This window comes from Bacteroides sp. AM44-19 (assembly GCF_003603395.1).
Taxonomy (GTDB): Bacteria; Bacteroidota; Bacteroidia; order Bacteroidales; family Bacteroidaceae; genus Bacteroides; species Bacteroides uniformis.
This window is the reverse complement of record NZ_QTNB01000003.1, coordinates 135871-157426: the sequence shown is the minus strand read 5'-3', so window position 1 is coordinate 157426 and position 21556 is coordinate 135871. Positions and strand designations below refer to the sequence as shown.

Genomic DNA, 21556 nt, shown 5'->3' with positions numbered 1-21556 from the left:
TCGCAATACCCTTTTTTTATTCATTTTCACCAATTAGGGTGTGATTTTCTTCGTTGAATACGGCATTTTTAGAAACTATTGTTTATATTTGGGGCAATGAACATTTATCTTACTCGGAATAGCATAGTTATGAAAAGAGTTTTATTGTTTTTTTCGTTTCTTCTATGTGGCTTTATTTTACAAGCTCAGAAAGTGGGGCTTGTACTGAGTGGCGGTGGAGCAAAAGGCATGACTCATATAGGCATTATCCGGGCTTTGGAAGAGAATAATATCCCCATTGATTATATAACCGGAACCTCTATGGGAGCTATCATCGGTTCTCTGTATGCTATGGGGTATTCCCCGGACGATATGGAGGCGCTGTTGCGCTCTCCCGACTTTAAGCGTTGGTATTCGGGCAAAGTGGAGCCTAAATACGAGTATTATTTTAAGAAGAATCGTCCTTCACCGGAATTTTTTAATATCCGTTTTGCTTTTAGGGACTCGCTGCATATAAAGCCCCAGATACTTCCCACAAGCATGGTCAACCCCATACAGATGAACCTGGTATTTGTGGAATTGTTTGCACGTGCTACGGCTGCATGTGGCGGTAATTTCAACAAACTGTTTGTTCCTTTTCGCTGTATAGCATCCGATGTGTACAATAAAAAGCCATTGGTATTGAGTAAAGGGGATTTGGGAGATGCGGTACGTGCTTCCATGAGCTTTCCATTTGTCTTCAAACCGATAGAAATAGACAGTATACTTGCTTATGATGGCGGCATTTACAATAATTTCCCTACGGATGTGATGCGTGAGGATTTTCATCCGGATGTCATCATTGGCAGTGTGGTGGCGGCCAATCCCGGTAAGCCGAAGGAAAATAACCTGATGAGCCAATTGGAGAATATGATTATGCAGAAGACTGATTACTCCATTCCGGACTCATTGGGTATAGTCATGACCTTCAAGTACGACGATGTCAACCTGCTGGATTTTGACCGTCTGCAGGAATTGCACGATATAGGCTACAACCGTACCCTTAATATGATGGATTCCATCAAAAGCCGTGTTCATCGTAGGGTGAATGCTGATAATGTGCGTTTAAGGCGTCTTGTCTTCCGGAGTAACCTGCCCCAATTCCGTTTCCGGGATATCATTATTGAAGGGGCGAATGCCCAACAACAAGCCTATATCAAAAAAGAATTTCATGATGAGGAGCATGAAGTCTTTACTTATGAAGACTTGAAGCGCGGGTATTTTCGTTTGCTGGCGGATAATATGATTTCGGAAATAGTTCCTCACGCAGTGTATGATTCGGAAGCCGATTTATATCAACTGCATTTGAAAGTGAAGATGGAGGATAATTTTTCCGTGCGTCTGGGGGGCAGTGTCTCTACCACAAGCTCAAATCAAATCTATTTGGGAATAGGATATCAGAACTTGAATTATTATTCCAAGGAAATCACTTTTGACGGTCAGTTGGGTAAGATTTATAATAATGCCCAGTTGATGGGTAAGATTGATTTGCCTACCAACATACCTACGTCCTTTCGTTTTATTGCTTCAATCAGTACCTTCGATTACTACAAGAAGGATAAGCTGTTTTCCAGGAATGACAAGCCTTCATTCAATTCAAAGGACGAACGTTTTGTGAAGTTGATGGTTGCCTTGCCGTTTCTGGCCAATAAACGTGCGGAGTTCAGTCTGGGATATGGCCAACTGGAAGATAACTACTTTCAATCCAGCGTAATAGATTTCGATAAGGACCGTTCGGACAGAAGTACCTACAAACTTTTGGGAGGTTCCATCGGTTTCTATGGGAGCACCCTGAATACGCGGCAATACGCGACAAAAGGCTATCTGGAGAAGCTGATAGCTCAGGTCTTTACCGGGAGGGAAAGATTTGAACCGGGGAATCCGCAAGAAGGGTACAGTCCTTCTCCGCAAGAGCGGCAATCATGGTTGCAAATATCTTATATGAAAGAGGCATATCACACAATGGGGCCGAAATTTACCCTGGGATGGATGGCAGAAGCACTGTATTCATCGAAGAATTTCTCCGAGAATTATACGGCAACCATGATGCAGGCAGGAGAATTTGCACCGACTCCGCATAGTAAACTGATGTACAATGAAGCTTTTCGTGCCAACCAGTATGTGGCTGCCGGCATCAAACCCATATATGTTTTGAACGACATGTTCCAGTTCCGGACAGAATTTTATGGCTTTACACCAATTTTTCCGATAAAAAAGAATGCATTGAATAAAGCATATTATGGAAAAGCATTCTCCCGCTTTGAGTATATGGGAGAAGTTTCTGTTATTTGTCATTTGCCCTTCGGAGCCATCTCTGCTTATGTAAATCATTATAGCTCACCGAGAAGGGAGTGGAATGTGGGGATGACTATCGGTTGGCAGTTGTTTAATTATCGCTTTGTCGAATAAATTTCTTCAAAAAAAGTTTGTATATCGTTTGCTAATTCGGAAAAAGTACGTATCTTTGCACCCGTTAAACAAAGAGGCCGCGTAGCTCAACTGAATAGAGTAGCTGACTACGGATCAGCCGGTTACAGGTTTGAATCCTGTCGCGGTCACAAGTTTTCATAATTTTTTTAAGGGTCGCGTAGCTCAACTGAATAGAGTAGCTGACTACGGATCAGCCGGTTACAGGTTTGAATCCTGTCGCGATCACAAAGAACCTCCGCAAGAAAACTTGCGGAGGTTCTTTGTTTTTACAGCAATGGCATATAGTTGATGTTCTCCCCTTGTATGGCACTGGCGCGTGTTCTCTATAATGAAACAAACTGTTTCCCTTAACTAAACACTTTGTTTCATTATGGAGAACACTTTGTTTCCCTTGACAGAACACTTTGTTCCATCATATAAAAACAAAGTGTTTTTCTCTGCTGAAACAAAGTGTTCAGTGTTGTGAACTAATAGATTAGCTGAAATAATAGTCTTGTCTTGATTGAGCTAGAGACGTCTTTTTCTCGATTTAACCAGATGTCTTTTTGCTTTATAACGTAATCAGTAGACTGTTTTGGGATTATTGTACTGATAAATATAGTCACATAGGAAAAAAAGAAGGAGTTAATTCCGTGTTTCCACAAAATTAACTCCTTGCATATCTGATATTAATATGTTGTATACTGGAAATTAATATCCTATAGGGGCGGTATAAGGCCTTAGCATTTGATGTTCAATTCATCCAGAATCTTGCGCATGGCTTCGAAAGTAGTGATTCTGGTCGGCACCAATGGCAGGCGGAGCTTGTTCTCAATCATTCCCATTACATTCAGCATGGCTTTTACTCCGGCAGGGTTGCCGTCTACAAACAGAAGCTTGAATAATTCGGCAAATTTGTGGTGAATGGTCAATGCATTGGCATAGTCCCCTTGCAGTGCCAGACGTACCATACGGCTGAACTCACGTGGGAACGCGTTTCCGATGACCGAGATAATGCCGACGGCCCCCAGGGTAATCAGAGGGAAGGTGATGCCGTCATCGCCCGAAATAACGTCGAAATTGGCCGGTTTGTTTTTGATGATGTCATCCATCTGCGTGATGTCGCCCGAAGCTTCTTTGACGGCTATCACATTCTTGAAATCACGTGCAATGCGCAGGGTTGTTTCTGCCTTCATGTTCACGCCGGTACGACCGGGGACATTATAAAGCACAATCGGCAAATCCGTTGCTTCAGAAATGGCCTTATAATGCTGATATATACCTTCTTGTGAGGGCTTGTTATAATATGGAACAACGGAGAGAATGGCATCTACTCCGGTGAAATCGTCATTTTTCAGTGTTTCCACTATGGCCCGGGTGTTGTTTCCACCTACGCCCAGCAGGATAGGAATTCTTCCGTTCACTCGCTCGATGACCATTTTCTTGATTTTCTTTTTCTCTTCTTCAGTCAGAGTCGGAGTTTCTGCCGTGGTGCCGAGCACACATAAAAAGTCGGTATTGTTTTGAAGTTGATAGTCTACCAAACGCATCAACGCATCGTAATCAACGCTTTCATCCTCTTTAAATGGAGTAATCAGCGCTACCCCCATTCCTTTCAATCTTGTCTGTATCATGAGTATTATAAAGTAATCTCTAATTAAATGACTCGCAAAAGTACGAATTTTTTCGATTTACCCTACAAATATAAGCCATAAAAAAGCTTTTTGTGGAAATTTGTTAGGATAGCAATGCCAAAAACTCATCTTCGCTCATAATCTTTACTCCCAGTTTCTGCGCTTTCTCCAGTTTGGCAGGTCCCATATTTTCTCCGGCCAGGATAAAGCTGGTTTTGGAGGAGATACTGCCGACGTTTTTCCCACCGTTCTTTTCAATCATCTCTTTGTATTCGTCCCGTGAGTGGTGGGTGAATACGCCGCTGATGACAATGGACTGGCCCGCCAGTTTGTCGGTGTATCCGCTGAGGTCTTCTTCCGTCCGGTGGAGTTGCAGACCGTTCGATTTCAGCCGTTCCACCAGCTCTCTGTTGGCAGGATTGGAGAAGTAGGTTATAATGCTCTGCGCTATTTTTTCACCGATTTCATCGATGTTTTTCAGCTTTTCGAGGTCTGCGTTTTCCAGTTCTTCGATGTCCGTAAAGGACTTGGCTATTTTCTTGGCAACCGTTTCTCCCACGAAGCGTATGCCCAGTGCAAAGAGTACTCTTTCGAATGGCACTTCTTTACTTGCCGCAATACCGTTGACTATGTTTTCTGCCGATTTTTCGCCCATCCGTTCCAGGTTCTTGATGTCATCGGTTTTGAGCTGGTATAAATCTGCAGTATCCTTTATCAGTCCCAATCGGTAGAACATATCTACTGTTTCAGGTCCCAGTCCGTCTATATTCATGGCTTTGCGGCTGATGAAATGCTCTATTTTCCCTTTAATCTGCGGAGGACAAGCGGTTTCATTGGGGCAATAGTGGGCTGCTTCTCCTTCAAAACGTATCAGTTTGCTGCCGCATTCGGGACAATGGGTGATGAACTTCACTTTTTCACCGATAAGCATACTGCGGGCATCCTTATCGACACCGGTTATTTTGGGGATGATTTCACCGCCTTTTTCCACATACACCATGTCGCCTATATGCAGGTCCAGCCCCTCGATAATATCTGCATTGTGCAGGGAGGCACGTTTCACAATGGTGCCGGACAGTTGTACGGGGTCCAGATTGGCAACCGGAGTGACTGCGCCGGTACGTCCTACTTGGTAGGTAACCCTATTCAAGCGTGTCAGTGCACGTTCTGCCTGGAATTTGTATGCGATGGCCCACCGGGGGGACTTGGCTGTGAATCCCAAATTCTTTTGTTGTCTCAAGCTGTTGACTTTTAGTACAATACCATCAGTAGCTACCGGAAGGTTCTTACGCTCCGTGTCCCAATAATTGATGTATTCGAAGACTTCCTCCAGGCTGTGGGCTTTTCTGGTGTGCTCTGATGTTTTAAATCCCCAGCTGGCGGCGGCTTGCAGATTCTCGTAATGGCCGTCGCAGGGCAATTCCTCTCCCAATAGATAGTAGAGATAAGCATCCAGCTTTCTGGATGCTACGATGGCGGAATTCTGCAACTTCAAGGTACCGGAAGCAGCGTTGCGCGGATTGGCGAAAAGCGGTTCCTCACGTGCTTCCTTTTCCCGGTTCAGTTCTTCGAAAACCACCCAGGGCATCAGGATTTCCCCTCTGATTTCGAATGATTTAGGATAATCCCCATGGAGGACCAGTGGAATCGTTCGGATTGTCTTTACATTGTCCGTCACGTCATCGCCCTTTTCGCCGTCGCCACGGGTGACGGCACGCACCAGTTTGCCATCCTCGTAAGTCAGCGAGATGGAAGTACCGTCATACTTCAGCTCGCAGCAGATTTCAAAATCCTCATTCAACGCTTTCTTTACCCGTTCGTAAAAGTCGGTCACTTCGTTTTCGGAATAGGTGTTTCCCAATGAAAGCATGGGATATTTGTGTGCCACTTGTGTAAAGTTCTTATTCAAATCACTCCCTACACGCATCGTGGGCGAATTATCATCTTGGTATTCAGGATGTTCTTTCTCTAAGTCTTGTAGCTCGCGCATCAGGTCGTCAAACTCCTTGTCGGATATTTCAGGAGCATTCAGCACATAATAATTGTAGTTGTGCTGGTGTAATTCCGCACGGAGCTGGTCTATTTTTTCTTTTACAGTCATAGGGTTTTCGGATTGTTTGAACGCAAAAATACGGGTTTCTCCCCGAATATTTGTACTTTTGCAGCTTGAAATAGCTAAAATAAAGTTATATGCGCATTGACATTATCACAGTTTTGCCGGAGATGATTGAGGGATTCTTTAACTGCTCCATCATGAAACGTGCTCAAAATAAAGGGCTTGCAGAGATACATATCCATAATCTTCGTGATTATACGGAAGATAAGTACCGTCGTGTAGACGATTATCCGTTTGGCGGCTTTGCCGGAATGGTCATGAAGATAGAGCCGATAGAGCGGTGTATCAACGCCTTGAAGGCCGAGCGGGATTACGACGAGGTTATCTTTACCACCCCCGATGGTGAGCAGTTCAATCAGCCGATGGCAAATACTCTTTCCCTTGCCCAGAATCTCATCATTCTCTGCGGGCATTTCAAAGGGATAGATTACCGGATTCGCGAGCATCTCATCACCAAGGAAATCAGTATCGGCGACTATGTGTTGACTGGCGGAGAACTGGCGGCGGCTGTCATGGCAGATGCCATCGTCCGTATCATTCCGGGAGTGATTTCCGATGAGCAGTCTGCACTTTCAGATTCCTTTCAGGACAATCTGCTGGCTGCGCCGGTCTATACACGCCCCGCTGATTACAATGGATGGAAGGTTCCGGATATTTTACTTTCCGGACATGAGGCCAAGATTAAGGAATGGGAGCTGCAACAGTCTTTGGAAAGGACTCGTAGACTGCGTCCGGATTTGTTGGGAGAGTAAGTTTACTGATGTAAATAAAAAGAAAAAGGACATTCATTAATGAATGTCCTTTTTTATGAATATATATTGCGAATGGCAATCTCTTGTTATTCTTTATACATCGAGTGCACCGATAATATCCTTTACAGACTGATAACCGTGTCTGTCAAGATAGTCATTTATTCCTTCTACCACTTTCACTGTAACCGCCGGATCAATGAAGTTTGCCGTACCAATCTGGATGGCAGAGGCACCTGCAAGCATGAATTCCACAGCATCTTTCCAGTTCATGATACCCCCCAAGCCTATGACGGGGATTTTTACCGCTTTAGCCACTTGCCATACCATACGTAAGGCAATGGGTTTCACGGCCGCACCGGACATACCACCGGTTACGGTGGAGAGTATCGGACGCCTGCGTTCCGCGTCTATAGCCATTCCCAGCAGGGTATTGATGAGGGAAACGCTGTCTGCACCGCCATTTTCGGCTGCGCGGGCTATTTCGGTGATGTCGGTAACGTTCGGTGAGAGCTTTACGATAAGTGTCTTTTTGTAAACTGAGCGCACGGCTTTCACCACTTCTTCTGCTCCTTTGGCGGTAACACCGAATGCCATTCCTCCTTGCTTCACATTGGGGCAAGAGATGTTCAACTCTATGGCAGGAATTTTGTCAAGTTCATTAATGATTGCGGCTGTTTCGGCATAGTCTTCGATGGCAGACCCCGAAACATTCACAATCATGTTGGTCTGAATGTCCTTGATGCGGGGATAGATGTGTTCAACAAAGTAATGTACACCCTTATTTTGCAGTCCCACAGCGTTTAACATACCCGAAGGAGTCTCTGCCATGCGCGGATATGGATTGCCTTCACGTTTGTGAAGGGTAGTTCCCTTTACAATTATACCACCTATTCGCGATAGTTCGATGAAATCGGCGAATTCTTCACCATATCCGAATGTTCCGGATGCAGTCATCACCGGATTATTCATTTGTAATTCACCAATATTTACACTTAAATCTGCCATAATAGTTTGTTTATATTAAAAACCGGACCTTCTTTACATACGCACAAATGGCCTTCCGTGGTATTTTCCACACAGCATAGACAAGCGCCTATGCCACATGCCATCATATTTTCCAGAGATACCTCGCAACTGATGCCTTTACTTTTGGCATACTTTGCTACTGCCATCATCATCGGTTTGGGGCCGCAAGTATATATCTGCTCAAAACACACCTTATCTAATATGGAGTGTTGCGTTACATATCCCTTCTCTCCGTGGCTGCCATCTTCGGTGGTGGTATACACCTCGCCATAGGCGGCAAACTGTTCCAATTGAAGCAAGTCCTTGTCACTTCTGGCACCCAGCAGGAAGGTTGGCTTGCAGCCTCTCTTGGCGAGCTGTTCGCCTAAATATAACATAGGAGCTGTACCTACACCTCCGCCTACCAATAAGAGCTTGTCTGAGGCTTTTTCAGGCATTGTGAAGCAGTTTCCCAGCGGAAGCACTACATTGACTATGTCGCCCGATTTTGCTTCTCCTAATCGCTTGGTTCCGTCACCTACGAGTTGGATTAAGAACCATACTTCGTTCCGTTGTCTATCTACATAATTGATGGAGATGGGGCGGCGTAAGAAAGTGGTAGGCGAGCCGTCCACGCGAATCTCTGCAAATTGTCCCGGAAGCATTTCCGGAAGTGGGGATGGAGAAGTCAGCTTCAACAACACGTAGTTGGCATGCAAGCGGAGGTTCTCTGTCACTGTCAGATCTAAAATATACTTTTTCATATCTATAAAGAGGGATGTTTTTCTTTCGGGTGCAAAGATAGTGTAAACCGAGTGCAGAATAAAATGAACCCGTTTCTTTTTTATGCCGGGGCGTTAGTCTATTTCCATTCTCATTCCCTAATTTTCCGGTTTGAAAGTCTCGTAGGTATTGTCATCAAAGAAAATTCTTATTTCAGTGATTTTTCTGGGAGGCCTTTCTTTGTATATAATCTCTTGTTTTACAATCTCTTTAGGTGCTTTTGAGGCTGTTTCTAATACAATTTCCTTGCGATTTTCAGATTCTTCCGTCCCGTTGGACAGATTTTCCGAATTCTCGGCGAATAGAGGATAGTCGAATCCATCGTTTTCGGGTGAATCCGGATTATTACTCATATTGCCTTTTCCGGTAAGCAGCCACTCCAAGTTTATGTCGTTGTATCGTTGATGCAATCGGAGAATGACTTCCGTACTTGGATATTTGTTACGCGGACCTAAGATGTGAGAAATGGTGGCTTGGGCCACACCGATACTTTCGGCAAAAGCTCCTGCTGTCATTTTCTCCCGGTCCATAACCATTTTGAATCTGTCTTTTATACTCATGGCTTATGTATTATTACAATTGTGTATGACGTTTATTGGATTACAAAAGTAAAAAAATGGTATCACAAAAGCAAATTAAAAATGTAATATTTTGATTTTTACAAACGAAATGATATTATTACGATATTAATGATTACAAATGCGATAATGCAAATCAGTAGTAGAATAGAGGCTTATTGAAGATTTAATAAAACATGCTATTTTCTTTGTTATGAATGTTTTATGATGAATTTATTTTGTGGTAAGTCCTATATTACATTTGTTTGTTACCAGTATTCTGTATTATATGATTTAATAGTTTGATAAAATAGTGTATTTTGCTGATAATGCAATAGTTATGTTTTATTAATGACTGGGTTAACCCCTACTCTATTATATTTGTAAATCATTGGTTTACGGTGTTAAATACGGTGCATTACATTTGTGTTTACAAATGTAGTATCACATATGTTATATAACAAACTATGTTTTAGTATTTATGTAATGTTTCAGGTTTACAATGGTCAATTCATATAGTTGAAGATTACAACTATCGTCCTCTTTAAAAGGTATGGCAGATTCTTTTTGGGGCAATTTTAAAGCCAGAGTGATTTTTATATTCTCCTTACCAAGAAGAAAAAATGTGGACATGAATAAGAAAATAAACTTCTCTCCTCATTCTCAATTCTTCAAAACTTGAATCCTTGCTTTATTTCCGTATAAATGGTCGATTCGTTGTGAAAAAACGATTCTCAGGGCTTGTAAATGAGTATAACATATTGTAAATATGAGGTTTATCCCCTATTCTCTCATCTGTATTGAAGGGTGAAATAGAAAAAAGGGGGATAAATCCCCCTAAAAATAGCAGAATGATAGCAAATTGGTTGGTTGTTAGTGCAGAATCTTAAAGACCAGTTCCCGGAGGATGTCTCCATCGCTTAAAGAGGAATTTCCCACTCCTTTGGACTTGGCATCTGCATATCGAATCTCCCCGATTATCTGCATGGTCTTTACTCCGCTGTAGCGACGCATGGCGCTTAGGTATTCGCGCGACTGCCAGGGAGTCTTCAAGCCTATGAAACTGGCAATGCCCTGCTCTGTTTTTTCGGGGGCATAGTAGGCCAACATCAAGTTGGAGAAGAAGCCGAAAAGTAAAGATAAAGTCATCTGGATAGGGTTTGTTTTCGGATTTTCTTCAAAATATTTTATTATTTTATTGGCCTTTAGTATGTCTTTTTCTACAATGGCACTGCGAAGTTCAAAGTTATTATAATCCTTACTGATTCCGATGTTACGTTCTATCTGTTCGGGGGTGACGCGTGTCTGACCTTTTGGAAGAGTTATAATCAGTTTTTCCAGTTCTCCCGTAAGGCGGCTGAGGTCCGTACCTACGAAATCGGCAAGCATGGAGGTGGCTTTAGGATCCAAGTCTACACCTTTGCGCTTCATGTATGAGGTGATGAATGCCGGCAACTGGGCATCCTTCACCTTCTTGGATTCGAATAGAACTCCCACCTTCTCTATTTCGGCTGCCAGCTTCTTTCTTCTGTCCAGCACCCCATGTTTGTGGCATAGAACAAGAATGGTGGAGTTCAACGGCTTTTGTAGGTAGTATGAAAGCTCTTCCATGTTGCGGATGGCCTGCGCTTCCTTTACGACTACGACCTGGCGTTCGGACATCATCGGATAGCGTTTGGCTGCATTGATGACAGTGGCTATATCCACATCTGCACCGTAGACTACGGTCAGGTTGAATTCCTTTTCGGTGTCAGTGAGAACATTGTCTACAATATAGTCGGAGATGAGGTCTATGTAATACGATTCCTCGCCCATGAGATAGTAGACGGGGCGGTATTGCTTGGCTCTCAACTCTTTTAGAATATCATCACAGGTTGTTTCTTGTTTTGCCATATAATAAAGTAAGTGCTATACGAGGGATGTCCCGTAACGGATTACCAGTCGAACTTCAAGTGTTTTACGGTTTTCTTTTCATCAATAATCATGCGCAAGGATGCGATGCCGATTTCAACATGCTCCTTTACATAATTCTGGGTCACCAGATTGTCGCTTTTATCGGTTTTTACACCTTCCGGAATCATCGGTTGGTCTGAAACCAGCAGAAGAGCTCCCGTGGGAATATGATTGGCAAAACCGCAGCTGAATAGGGTTGCCGTTTCCATATCGACAGCCATGGCACGGGTTTTCTTCAGATATTCTTTGAATTCCTCGTCATGTTCCCAAATGCGGCGGTTGGTGGTGTATACGGTACCGGTCCAGTAGTCACGGGCATAATCGCGGATGGCAGAAGAAACGGCACGTTGCAGCATAAATGCCGGGAGTGACGGGACTTCAGGTGGGAAGTAGTCGTTGGAGGTACCCTCGCCACGGATGGCGGCAATGGGAAGGATGAGGTCCCCTATTCTATTTTTCTTGTCTATACCGCCGCACTTACCCAGAAACAGACATGCCTTGGGCTTGATAGCACTCAGCAAGTCCATGATAATGGCGGCATTAGGACTTCCCATACCAAAATTAATGATGGTCATTCCTTCTGCACTGGCAGATATCATGTTGGCATCTTTACCGAGAATGGGAACATTGAACTTTTCTGCGAAAATCTCTACGTACTTGTTGAAGTTGGTCAACAGAATGTACTCTCCAAAATCCTCCAGGTTACGCTTTGTGTAACGGGGCAGCCAATTGGCTACGATTTCTTCTTTTGTTTTCATAAGATTTCATTAAATTTGTGTTCCCAAAAGACGGGAACCATTATTTAACTTACAAATGTAGTAAATGTTATCGTTAAACCTACCAGCATTCGATGCTAAAATTGCCGCAAGGAACGGAAAAAATGTTATTTTCGATGTAATCCGTCGTCGTTATGTCGCCTTGACCCCTGAAGAATGGGTGCGGCAGCACTTCGTCCACTTTCTTCTTGCTCACAAGGGGTATCCGCAGGCGCTTATGGCAAATGAGGTGCAGGTACAGCTGAACGGTACAAAGAAACGCTGTGATACAGTGCTCTATCGACGCGACCTTACCGCCCGGATGATTGTGGAATACAAGGCGCCTGAAATAGAAATCACCCAAAAAGTTTTCGACCAGATTACCCGTTACAACATGGTGCTGAAAGTGGATTATCTGATTGTCAGCAACGGGCTTCAGCATTACTGTTGTCGCATGGATTACGAGCACAACAGTTATACTTTCCTGCAGGATATACCGGAGTACCGGAATTTGTAGAAAAAGATAATTCGTCAAATATTTTCATTCTACTTATTTGGTGTTGAGCCTGCTTGTCCCACCCCCTTCAGAATAGCTTCTGAGAGGGGGGATAATGAGTCAGGGACTGAAAGGCATTCAGTCCCTGAGTGAAAGCCTTTCAGTCCCTGACTGAATCCCGTTCGTTCGGTGAGTGAAACAGAAGGAGTCGGGAAATGAATGTGTATTCGACTGTTTTTGTAAGGAAAAAACGCAATGTGATTGATGCTTTCCGGTTTCAAGTTATTCCATCTTTCATCGCTCACCCGAACGGCTATGAATTCCCCTTCTTGCTGCTGAACCTCTCCTGCAACTTCTGCATCAATTCGTAGAAATTCGGGATATAGACCGTGGCAAGCAAGGTATTCAGCGCCATGCCGAACACTACGGCAGCTCCCAGTGCGATACGGCTTCCCGCTCCTGCTCCCGTTGCAAAAAGCAACGGCATAACCCCGAATACGAATGCAAGCGATGTCATCAGAATAGGCCGCAGACGGATATGCCCGGCCTGGAATGCCGCATCGCGGATTGAATTGCCTTGTGCACGGAAGTCACGTGCAAACTCCACAATCAGAATACCGTTTTTGGCAGACAAGGCAACCAGCAGGATGATGCCGATTTGTGTGTAGATGCTGACCGGAGTGCCCATGACATAGCATCCCAGCATGGCACCGAGCAGCGCCACCGGAAGTCCCATTACGGCGGCCACCGGACTGGTCCAGCTCTCGTATTGTGCGGCAAGCACAAGGAAGGCAACCAGCAGCGCCATGACGAATACGACGGTCGTAGTGGTGCCCGCCTGTGTCTCCTGATAGGCTACCGAAGTCCATTCGTAGCCGAACTCGTCTCCAAGCTGGCTCTTGATTAAGCTTTCCATTTGCCGGATACCTTCTCCCGAACTGCTGCCCGGGGCCACATTACAGGTCACGGCTGCTGTGGAGTACATGTTGTAGCGGTTTATCTGGTCCATGCCAAGCTGTTCTTCCATCCGGGTGAAGGAGGAGAAGGGTACCATTTCGCCCGATGCATTGGGAACGCTCAGTTTCAGTACATCGTCGATGACACGCTGGGCACGGTCGCCTGCTCCCAGCTTCACTTGGTAGATGTGGCCGAACTGCACATAATCATTGACGTAGGCCTCTCCCATATAGTAGCCCAGGGCGGTGAATACGCTGTTCAGCGGAATGCCCATCAGTTGCACCTTGTCGCGGTCGATATTCAGGAAATATTGCGGGACATTGGCTTGGTACTGGCTGCTGACCGATGCCAATGCCGGATAATTGCGGTAGTGCTCCATCAAGGTCTCTACGGCACGTTGCATCTCGGTGGCACCGAGGTTGTGGCGGTCTTCCAATTGGAGTTGCAGGCCTCCGGTGGCTCCCAGCCCGGGGATGGCAGGCGGAACCATGGCAAATATCTCTGCTTCCTGGATGCCATACACTTCCATATTGAAGCGTTGCACTACGGCTTCAGCCGTATGTTCCTTTCCCTTGCGCTCATTCCAGTTCTTCAGCACGATGAAGTAGGTGGCCGCATTGCTCTGTTCCCCTCCTCCCATCACGGAGAAGCCGGATATGCCGATGTAGTCCTTTACTTCGGGGTAAGAATCGAGAATCTCATTTATCTGCTTCCCTACGGCTTGGGTACGCTCCAGGCTCGATGCAGGGGGAAGCTGTACGACTGCGAGGAAATAGCCGTCATCTTCTTCCGGAACAAACGTGGAGGGCCATTTGACAAACAGCAGGACAGCAATCAGCGTGAACACCGCATACGAAACGATGGAAGCAACAGGGCGTTGGAGCAGATACTCCACTATCCGGTCGTAAACTCCTTGTGTCTTGTCGTACAGACGATTGAACCCCCGATACAAGGGATTCTTGGAAGGCCGGGTAGGTTGCAGCATCAAGGCACAGAGTGCCGGAGTAAGGGTCAGTGAGTTGAATCCGCTAAGTACGGTGCTGGCTGCAATGGTCAAGGCAAACTGTTTGTACAGTTGTCCTGATATGCCGCTGACGAGTGTTGTCGGGATAAATACGGCAAGTAGCACCAGCACTACTCCGACAATGGGTCCGGTAATCTCTCCCATCGCTTCGGTCACAGCCTGGCGGGAGGTGTAGCGCCCCGTGTCCAGCAGACGCGTGGAGTTCTCCACCACCACGATGGCATCATCCACCACGATGGCCACGGCAAGTATCAGTCCGAACAGCGTCAGCGTATTGATGGAGAAGCCGAACAAGGACATGACGGCCAGTGTGCCGATGAGTGATACCGGAATAGTGATACAAGGGATGACGACCGCCCGCCAGTTCTGCAGGAACAGGAAGATGACGAGAACTACCAGCAGGGTTGTTTCAAGGAACGTCACCATCACTTCGTCTATGGAGGCATGAATGACATCCGTAGTGTCCAGGGTTACATTGTATTGTATGCCTGTAGGGAAATTCTGCGAGAGTTCCTGCATCTTGGCCTTTACTCCTTTCGATACGTCCAGCGAGTTGCTGCCCGGTTGCTGATAGATAGCAATGGCGGCGGTGGGTTTCCCGTCCAGTTGGGAGACTACGCTGTAAGAGGCCGAACCCAGGTCGATGTGCGCCACGTCGCGCAGACGGAGTATCTTCCCTCCGGCTTCGGTACGCAGGATGATGTTGCCGAACTCTTCGGGCGAGGTAAGTCGGCCCTTTACGGTCAGGCTGTATTGATAGGCATTTTTATTGTCTGTGCCGATGGGTTGCCCTACGTTACCTGCGCTGACTTCCACATTCTGTGATTGGATGGCCTGGTATACATCGGCCGGCGAAAGATAGCGGATACGCATGGCGGCAGGGTCGAGCCAGATACGCATGGAGTAGTCCCCTGCTCCCATCACATTGACGGCGCCTACACCGGGCACGCGTGTTAACTGGTCTACGAGATTCAGCTTGGCATAGTTGCTGAGGTAAAGTCCGTCGTAGTCTTTGCTGTCCGATGTCATGGTGAGGAACATCACGATATTCGATGACTGCTTCTGCACCGTGACACCTTGTACCACAACGGGAGTAGGCAGTGACGATTGGGCCACGCTTACCCGGTTCTGGACTTGTACGGTAGCCATATCAATGTCCGTGCCTACGGCAAAAGTGATGGTCAGCGAGTAAGCGCCCGATGAGCTGGAGTTGGAGGACATGTAAAGCATTCCGTCCACTCCGTTGACTTGCTGCTCGATGGGGATGCCGACGGTTTGTGCCACCGTCTGCGCATTGGCTCCGGGATATACGGCACTGACCTGCACGGTGGGTGGTGTGATGTCCGGATATTGGGCAATGGGCAGGATGCCCAGTGTGACCAGTCCTGCTACGACGATGAGCAGCGCCAATACGGTAGCAAAGATAGGACGGTCTATGAAGAATTTTGAAAACATAGGCTTTGGTATTAATCAATTCATATTAGTTGTCGATGGGATGTACTTTCATTCCATCCCTTACCTTCATCAGCGCTTTGGTGACGTAACGTTCCTGGGGAGTGATGCCTGCCCTTATCTGGCGCAGGCTGTCCCCTATCAGTTGCCCGGTTTCTACGTGACGGTAGCGCACTATATTCGAATCGTTGACTACGTATATGTATTTCCCCAACTGGTCGGTACCGATGGAGGCGTCCGGCAGCAGGATGGCTTGCCTTTGTTCTCCGTAGGGCAAGGTGATGCTGACGTAGAGGCCGCTTTTCAACAGTCCTTTAGGGTTGTCGAGACGGGCGCGGATGTTCAGAGTTCCGGTGTTCAAGTCTACGTTGGGCGAAAGATAATCCAGTTGTGCGGGATAAGTGAGAAGCCCGTCTTTGCCTAGGCTGACACTCACTTGCCGGGGAATGCTGTCCCCTTGCTGCATCAGCATGGAGAGCCATTGGTTGTCTGCCACGTTGAAGTAGGTGTACAGATGGTCGTCCTTGTAGATGGTTGCCAGTGTGACGGGCTGCACGCTGCCGCCTACATAGCCTCCGGCATCCACCAGGTTACGGCTTACGGTGCCGTCGAAGGGGGCACGGACGGTGCAGTAGCTCAGATTGGTGCGTGCCGTGTTCAGGGCTGCTTCCGCATTGCTCACTGCAGCCTGCGAGGTTGCCACGTTGGATTGTGCTTGCAGCACTTGTATACGGCTTACAGCATCGCTTTTCACGGCTTCCTGCATACGTGCGTAGTTGTTTTGGGCGTATTCCAGGTTGGCGCGGGCAGTGTTGAGTTCAGCTTCCGCCTGCCGCACATTGTCTTGATAGACTGTCGGTTCGATGACAAAAAGCACTTGTCCCTGGCGTACCCGGCTGCCGGGAGCGTAAGCGATGGTCTGTAAGGTTCCGCTGACCCTGCCTACCAGGTCTACGGTCTTTTCAGAAGTCAGGTAGCCCGGATATTCTTTTGTCAGCGTAATGCTCTGCACTGTCGGACGGGCCACGCTTATCTCGGGAACGGGCATCGTTTGTGCCGTTTCTTTCCTTCCCCCACATCCCGTTGCCAGCAATGGGAGGATGAGCAGGGTGATGTACATTTGATTTTTCATATACGGTTCGGTTTAGTTTATATTCTTATTTCTGATTCATTTCATATCCGCCTCCCAATGCCTGGTACAAGGCTATCAGATGCAGCAAGGAGCTGCCTTGTGCCTGCACCAGTTGGTTTTCGTATGTCAGGAGCGAGCGTAGTGCGTCCAGTACGTTCTGGAAGGGAGTAAGCCCTTGTTTGTACAAATCGAGGGAGAGTTTCAAGGTTTCTTCTCCCTGGTTGCATACTTCGCGCATGGCAACAATCTGTTGGATGGAGTTGCGGTAGGAGTTCATGGCATTATCCGTTTCCTGCACGGCGGTAAGCACGGTCTGGTTGAACTGGTGAATGGATTCATCGAGCTGGGCACGTGCCAGACGGGTGGCATTCACCAGTTTGGTACCGCTGAATAAGGTCCAGCTGATGCTTGGGGCAATCTCAAACGTCATGCTGTTCCGTTTAGTCAAGTCCTTCAAGTCATGGGAGGAATAGCCGATGGAACCTTTTAGGAACACTTGCGGCAGCCAGTCACTTTGAGATGCGCCGAGTGTTGCCGCCTGCGCGTTGACTTGGCGTTCGGCTTGCCGTATATCGGGGCGGCGGAGCAGCAGGTCGGCAGGAACACCGATGCCTATGGGTTCCATATAGTCGGGCAGTTTGCTGGGCTTCTCCAATATGGGGCGGATATGCTGGGGGTAAGTACCGAGTAAGATTGCGAGCGTCGTGATGTATTGGTTGATGCCTGCCTCCAGTTGTGGGATGGAGGCTTTGGTACTGTAATATACGGATTTGGCTTGTGAAACGTCCAGTTTGGACACCAGTCCGGTTTTGTAGCGTACTTCGGTAATGTTAAGTACAGCTGCCTGGGTATGGCAATTGTGGGTCACTACACTTAGCTCTTGCTGCAGTTCGCGGAGTCCGATGTAGGCAGAAGCTATCTGGGCACAGAGGGATACCATGACAGAGGTATATTCCTCCTTGCTTGCCATGAAGGTTTCCCGCTGTGCCTTTACCCGTTGGCGGATACTTCCGAATACGTCCAGCTCCCAACTGGCGTTGAGCGAGGCGCTGTATGCACCGGTAATGGATTGCGGAAGTGCGTTGACATTGCCGCTGCTTTGCTGCCGTGCCCATCCTCCGTCCAATGAGATGGAAGGGAAAAAGCTGCCGCGTTCTATCCGCAGATTGGATTTAGCCATATCCATACGGTCCATGGCAGAAAGTACGGAATAGTTTTGAGTGGAGGCTACCGTAATCAATGAATCCAGCATCGGGTCATCGAAGGCTTTCCACCACTTGTCGTCAATGGGTGGTATTTGTCCGCTGAACAGATTGTCATCTCCGGGAATGGCATGGGAGGCGTCCTTTCCCCAGCCTTGTGGGAGTGGTTTCTCAAGATAGCGGTTGGCTTTCTGTGCCATAGCCGCAGGACATAGGCATAATATGAGCAACGCAGTGCTCCAAACTTTTATATTCATAAATAAAGGTTTAGGTGGTTATCTTTTTATGGGATTGATAACAACCTAAACCTTTATTTGTTTATGAGTATTTACTCGGTATACCCGAGTATCTTAGAAGGCATACCCGAAACCCACATTCAAGTAGATGGGATACATGGCAAAGGTAATTGTATTGAAATCTTTCTTGAAAATATCATTCAATCCCCATGTAAGGTCGGCAAATACACTCAGATGTTTGAAGGCACGCCAGTCTACACCAGCTTGCACGCCCCAGGCAAACTTGCGCAAATCATCCGAAAAGTCGTAAGTGGCAATGGCACCGTCGGAGAAGTTGACTTTCTTTCCGGTAGGATTACCTTCACGCAGATAACCTTCATATACATATCCGGAGAATTCCTCATCCATCAGGTAGGATACATATGCACCTGCTTTGGCTCGCAATCGTGAGTTGACTTTATATGCTCCAAGTACGGGGACAGTAATGTAGGCATTGCGTACTTTGGTTTTTACTCCTCCTGTCCAGTTACCTTTCAAGCGGTTACCGTCATTTCCTATGATTTCCATGCCATAGTTCTTTACTGTCGCTTTGGTAATCATATTTTTGGTTTCCAGTCTTACCCCGGTTATTACTCCCCATTTTTTAGTTTTTCCTAACCACTTGATGGCATTTCCTTCCAGCATAAGAGCTAAAGTAGGATTGTAGGCATCGATACTCCGTATTTCTACGGGCAATGGAAGCGGGGAAGTACCACCGATGCTGACACCGGCCCTTATCTCATATTCCCATCCGTGCAGGGCAGCGTTTATAAGCGTACGATTCTGATTCTCTTGAGCGTATAGGGCGGTTTGCATGTAAACTGCCAATGCGATAAATGCTACTATTTTCTTTATCATGTTGTATTCCAATTCTACAGGGTTCTTATTCGAAAATCAGTTCCACATCATCCACTAAAAGGGTACTTCCGGGCGCACCCTCGAAAGTTGCACCGTTCTTGCTGGATGCAAAAATGATACTTAGTTTATATTTTCCTTTTGCCAGTTTGGTTTCATCTATTTCTTTTCCATATCTCTGATAGTCAAAAGGAATGTCGAAAGCTTCCCAATCATCGGTTTCGTGGGGATTGGATATTAGAGCTAAAGCTACCATACTGGGATGTTCATAGTTCTGGTTTGGCAGATTTCCATCCAATATTACTTCCGTAACTTCTCCTGCTTCGTTGTAACTTTCGCCTTCATAAAAGATTGCATAGATGTTCATCACATCTTTACGGTCGGTGTATCCACCGTTTTCATAAAAACGTTCACCGGCTTTGTACTTGTACCAACCTTTTAGACGTGAGGGCTTATAACAGAAAGGAGTGCCGAAATGTGTGGCTTTCAATGGGCTGGTGAGAGCATTCGTCATATCAAACTCACCGATAAACAAATTTCCAGCAGCTATCGGCATACCTACCATTGCTCCCAGAGAGCCGGTAAGCCGAGTTTCTAATTTGGCACACTTTCCGTTTTTACCATTGTCATATTGTGACGTAGGGTAATTTTCAGTAGCTGATGAACTGGCTGCCCAGTTGAATCCTTCATTTCCACTGGCCCATGTCAGTTCCAATCCGTCTTGTTCTTCATAGAACTCCTGATATTTGTATTTGGGGTTAATTCCATTGATAAGTCGTATGTCTTCAAAATGGAATTCATTTGGGATGTCTGATACCGATTGTTCGCGTACACCGATGGAATATACTCGCTGCCAAGCCTTGTTCTCGGAAGTTACGGTATACTTTACCCTTTTTCCGTCAGAGAAATCGTGTTCACTACCACTTTTCGGACTAATGGTAGCGCCCGGCGTCAACTCAAACAGGGGGGATAGTTTGTTTAAAGGAGTGCCCTCTTTTACTTTTACTAATATGGGGTAGGCCTGCAGATTATCATTGTAAGACGGATTTAAATTGAAACGAGCGCTTGCCAGTACATCTTCTTCAAAAGAGATGCCTGTTATATCAGCTTCAGCATTGGGTGCTTCATCTTTTATGCACGATGCCATCAATATTCCGAAAAGTGAATAGAGTATGAATAATTTGTTTAGTCTCATGCTTTTTAATTTAATTCTATTAATTTTTCAAGCAACAAAACTACTTCTTTTTTCTCTAATAGCAGGTTTTTATGAGCTTATTTAACAAAAAAACGGCAATAGGTGCTTTACTATTGCCGTTTTATATATAGAAAATGTTCTATTTTTAATTATCTGAGCCGATATGTACGATTTTTCTTTTGGCTCTTACTGGCTTTTCCTTTACAACTTCCACTTTCTGTTCGGGAGTTATACCTGCTAATTCCGGGTCAATCATGATACGGCCACAATATTCGCAAACGATAATTTTCTTGCGTGAGCGGATGTCCAATTGTCTCTGGGGCGGAATCTTGTTGAAGCAACCACCGCAAGCATCACGCTGTACGTATACAATACCCAGTCCATTGCGTGAATTCTTACGGATACGTTTGAAGGACTGAAGCAGACGGGGTTCAATCTTTGTTTCCAGTTCTTTGGCTTTGTCTCTCAGCTTCTCTTCCTCTTGCTTGGTCTCGGAGATGATTTCGTCCAGTTCGCTCTTCTTTACGTCGAGGTCTTTTTGTCTTTCTTCCAGAGCAGCAGTGCTTTCTGCTACTTCCTGAGATTTTTCTTCCTCTTGTGCGGCAAATTCCTTGATACGCTTTTCGCAGAGTTCGATTTCCAATGTCTGGAATTCGATTTCCTTGCTTAAGAAGTCATATTCGCGGTTGTTGCGTACGTTGTCCTGCTGGTCTTTATATTTAGCTACAGAAGCCTTTGCGGTTTCAATTTCAACTTTCTTTCCTGCAATGGAGGATTTCAACTCGGCAACTTCTGCCTTGATTCTGTCTATACGGGTACTCAGACCGGCTATTTCGTCTTCCAAGTCCTGTACTTCCAGTGGAAGTTCACCTCTCAACGTCTTGATTTCATCGATTTTGGACAGCATTGTCTGCAATTGGAACAAAGCTTTCAACTTCTGTTCTACGGTTAATTCCTGAGGATCTTTTTTTGCTTCTTTAGCCATT

At 46.0% G+C, this 21556-nt stretch carries 16 protein-coding genes and 2 tRNA genes; 5 read left to right on the top strand and 13 right to left on the bottom strand.

The window, feature by feature from the left end; translation table 11 throughout:
• The first annotated feature begins 129 nt into the window (after positions 1–129).
• From DW947_RS07235 to DW947_RS07225, 3 genes are all read left to right on the top strand, one after another.
• Complete coding sequence (locus DW947_RS07235; protein WP_119958475.1) at positions 130–2427, top strand: patatin-like phospholipase family protein; 2298 nt, start codon at positions 130–132, stop codon at positions 2425–2427.
• Positions 2428–2502: 75 nt separating this feature from the next.
• Positions 2503–2576, top strand: a tRNA-Arg gene (locus tag DW947_RS07230).
• Positions 2577–2599: 23 nt separating this feature from the next.
• Positions 2600–2673: transfer RNA gene (locus DW947_RS07225), tRNA-Arg, on the top strand.
• Positions 2674–3167: 494 nt separating this feature from the next.
• Here DW947_RS07225 and dapA read toward each other — a convergent pair.
• Together dapA and ligA are read right to left on the bottom strand one after the other, a co-directional pair.
• Positions 3168–4061 carry a 4-hydroxy-tetrahydrodipicolinate synthase gene (gene dapA / locus DW947_RS07220; RefSeq protein ID WP_005827769.1) on the bottom strand — a complete coding sequence of 298 codons (894 nt, stop codon included), beginning with the start codon at positions 4059–4061 and terminating at the stop codon, positions 3168–3170.
• 103 nt (positions 4062–4164) lie between these two features.
• Positions 4165–6162 (bottom strand): NAD-dependent DNA ligase LigA, encoded by a 1998-nt coding sequence (gene ligA / locus DW947_RS07215; protein WP_057089422.1) that lies wholly within the window; start codon positions 6160–6162, stop codon positions 4165–4167.
• An 89-nt stretch (positions 6163–6251) separates the two neighbouring features.
• On the opposite strand from ligA, the gene trmD reads away from it, so the two are divergent.
• Positions 6252–6929: a tRNA (guanosine(37)-N1)-methyltransferase TrmD gene (trmD, locus tag DW947_RS07210; RefSeq protein WP_005837186.1), complete on the top strand. Its 678-nt coding sequence runs from the start codon at positions 6252–6254 to the stop codon at positions 6927–6929.
• Between the two features lie 93 nt (positions 6930–7022).
• Here trmD and DW947_RS07205 read toward each other — a convergent pair whose 3' ends face one another.
• From DW947_RS07205 to DW947_RS07185, 5 genes are all read right to left on the bottom strand, one after another.
• Positions 7023–7934 carry a dihydroorotate dehydrogenase gene (locus tag DW947_RS07205; protein WP_016273787.1) on the bottom strand — a complete coding sequence of 304 codons (912 nt, stop codon included), beginning with the start codon at positions 7932–7934 and terminating at the stop codon, positions 7023–7025.
• Positions 7922–8698 carry a dihydroorotate dehydrogenase electron transfer subunit gene (locus tag DW947_RS07200; protein WP_117962520.1) on the bottom strand — a complete coding sequence of 259 codons (777 nt, stop codon included), beginning with the start codon at positions 8696–8698 and terminating at the stop codon, positions 7922–7924. The genes DW947_RS07205 and DW947_RS07200 overlap by 13 nt, the downstream gene beginning before the upstream one ends.
• 117 nt (positions 8699–8815) lie before the next feature.
• Entirely contained in the window at positions 8816–9277 is a 462-nt protein-coding gene (locus DW947_RS07195) for a helix-turn-helix domain-containing protein (protein ID WP_117962518.1), read from the bottom strand.
• An 870-nt stretch (positions 9278–10147) separates the two neighbouring features.
• Positions 10148–11167, bottom strand: coding sequence for a DNA polymerase III subunit delta (gene holA / locus DW947_RS07190; protein ID WP_005837183.1), 1020 nt, complete (start codon positions 11165–11167; stop codon positions 10148–10150).
• A 41-nt stretch (positions 11168–11208) separates the two neighbouring features.
• Positions 11209–11985, bottom strand: a complete 777-nt coding sequence (locus tag DW947_RS07185; RefSeq protein WP_005827785.1) for an AMP nucleosidase — start codon at positions 11983–11985, stop codon at positions 11209–11211.
• 64 nt (positions 11986–12049) lie between these two features.
• On the opposite strand from DW947_RS07185, the gene DW947_RS07180 reads away from it, so the two are divergent.
• A complete protein-coding gene (locus DW947_RS07180) occupies positions 12050–12499 on the top strand; it encodes a type I restriction enzyme HsdR N-terminal domain-containing protein (RefSeq protein ID WP_117962516.1) in 450 nt (149 codons plus the stop codon).
• Between the two features lie 292 nt (positions 12500–12791).
• Here the strand turns inward: DW947_RS07180 and DW947_RS07175 are convergent, their stop codons facing one another.
• From DW947_RS07175 to DW947_RS07150, 6 genes are all read right to left on the bottom strand, one after another.
• The gene (locus DW947_RS07175) at positions 12792–15914 is read right to left on the bottom strand and encodes an efflux RND transporter permease subunit (protein ID WP_117962514.1); all 3123 of its coding nucleotides are present in this window, start codon (positions 15912–15914) and stop codon (positions 12792–12794) included.
• Positions 15915–15939: 25 nt separating this feature from the next.
• Positions 15940–17043 carry an efflux RND transporter periplasmic adaptor subunit gene (locus DW947_RS07170; RefSeq protein WP_117962512.1) on the bottom strand — a complete coding sequence of 368 codons (1104 nt, stop codon included), beginning with the start codon at positions 17041–17043 and terminating at the stop codon, positions 15940–15942.
• 25 nt (positions 17044–17068) lie between these two features.
• On the bottom strand, positions 17069–18502 hold the full coding sequence (locus tag DW947_RS07165) for an efflux transporter outer membrane subunit (protein ID WP_035448557.1): 1434 nt from the start codon (positions 18500–18502) through the stop codon (positions 17069–17071).
• Positions 18503–18595: 93 nt separating this feature from the next.
• Entirely contained in the window at positions 18596–19378 is a 783-nt protein-coding gene (locus tag DW947_RS07160; protein ID WP_035449279.1) for a porin family protein, read from the bottom strand.
• Between the two features lie 25 nt (positions 19379–19403).
• Positions 19404–20570 carry a PCMD domain-containing protein gene (locus DW947_RS07155; RefSeq protein ID WP_016273778.1) on the bottom strand — a complete coding sequence of 389 codons (1167 nt, stop codon included), beginning with the start codon at positions 20568–20570 and terminating at the stop codon, positions 19404–19406.
• A 145-nt stretch (positions 20571–20715) separates the two neighbouring features.
• Entirely contained in the window at positions 20716–21555 is an 840-nt protein-coding gene (locus tag DW947_RS07150) for a zinc ribbon domain-containing protein (protein WP_005827804.1), read from the bottom strand.
• Position 21556 lies beyond the last annotated feature (1 nt).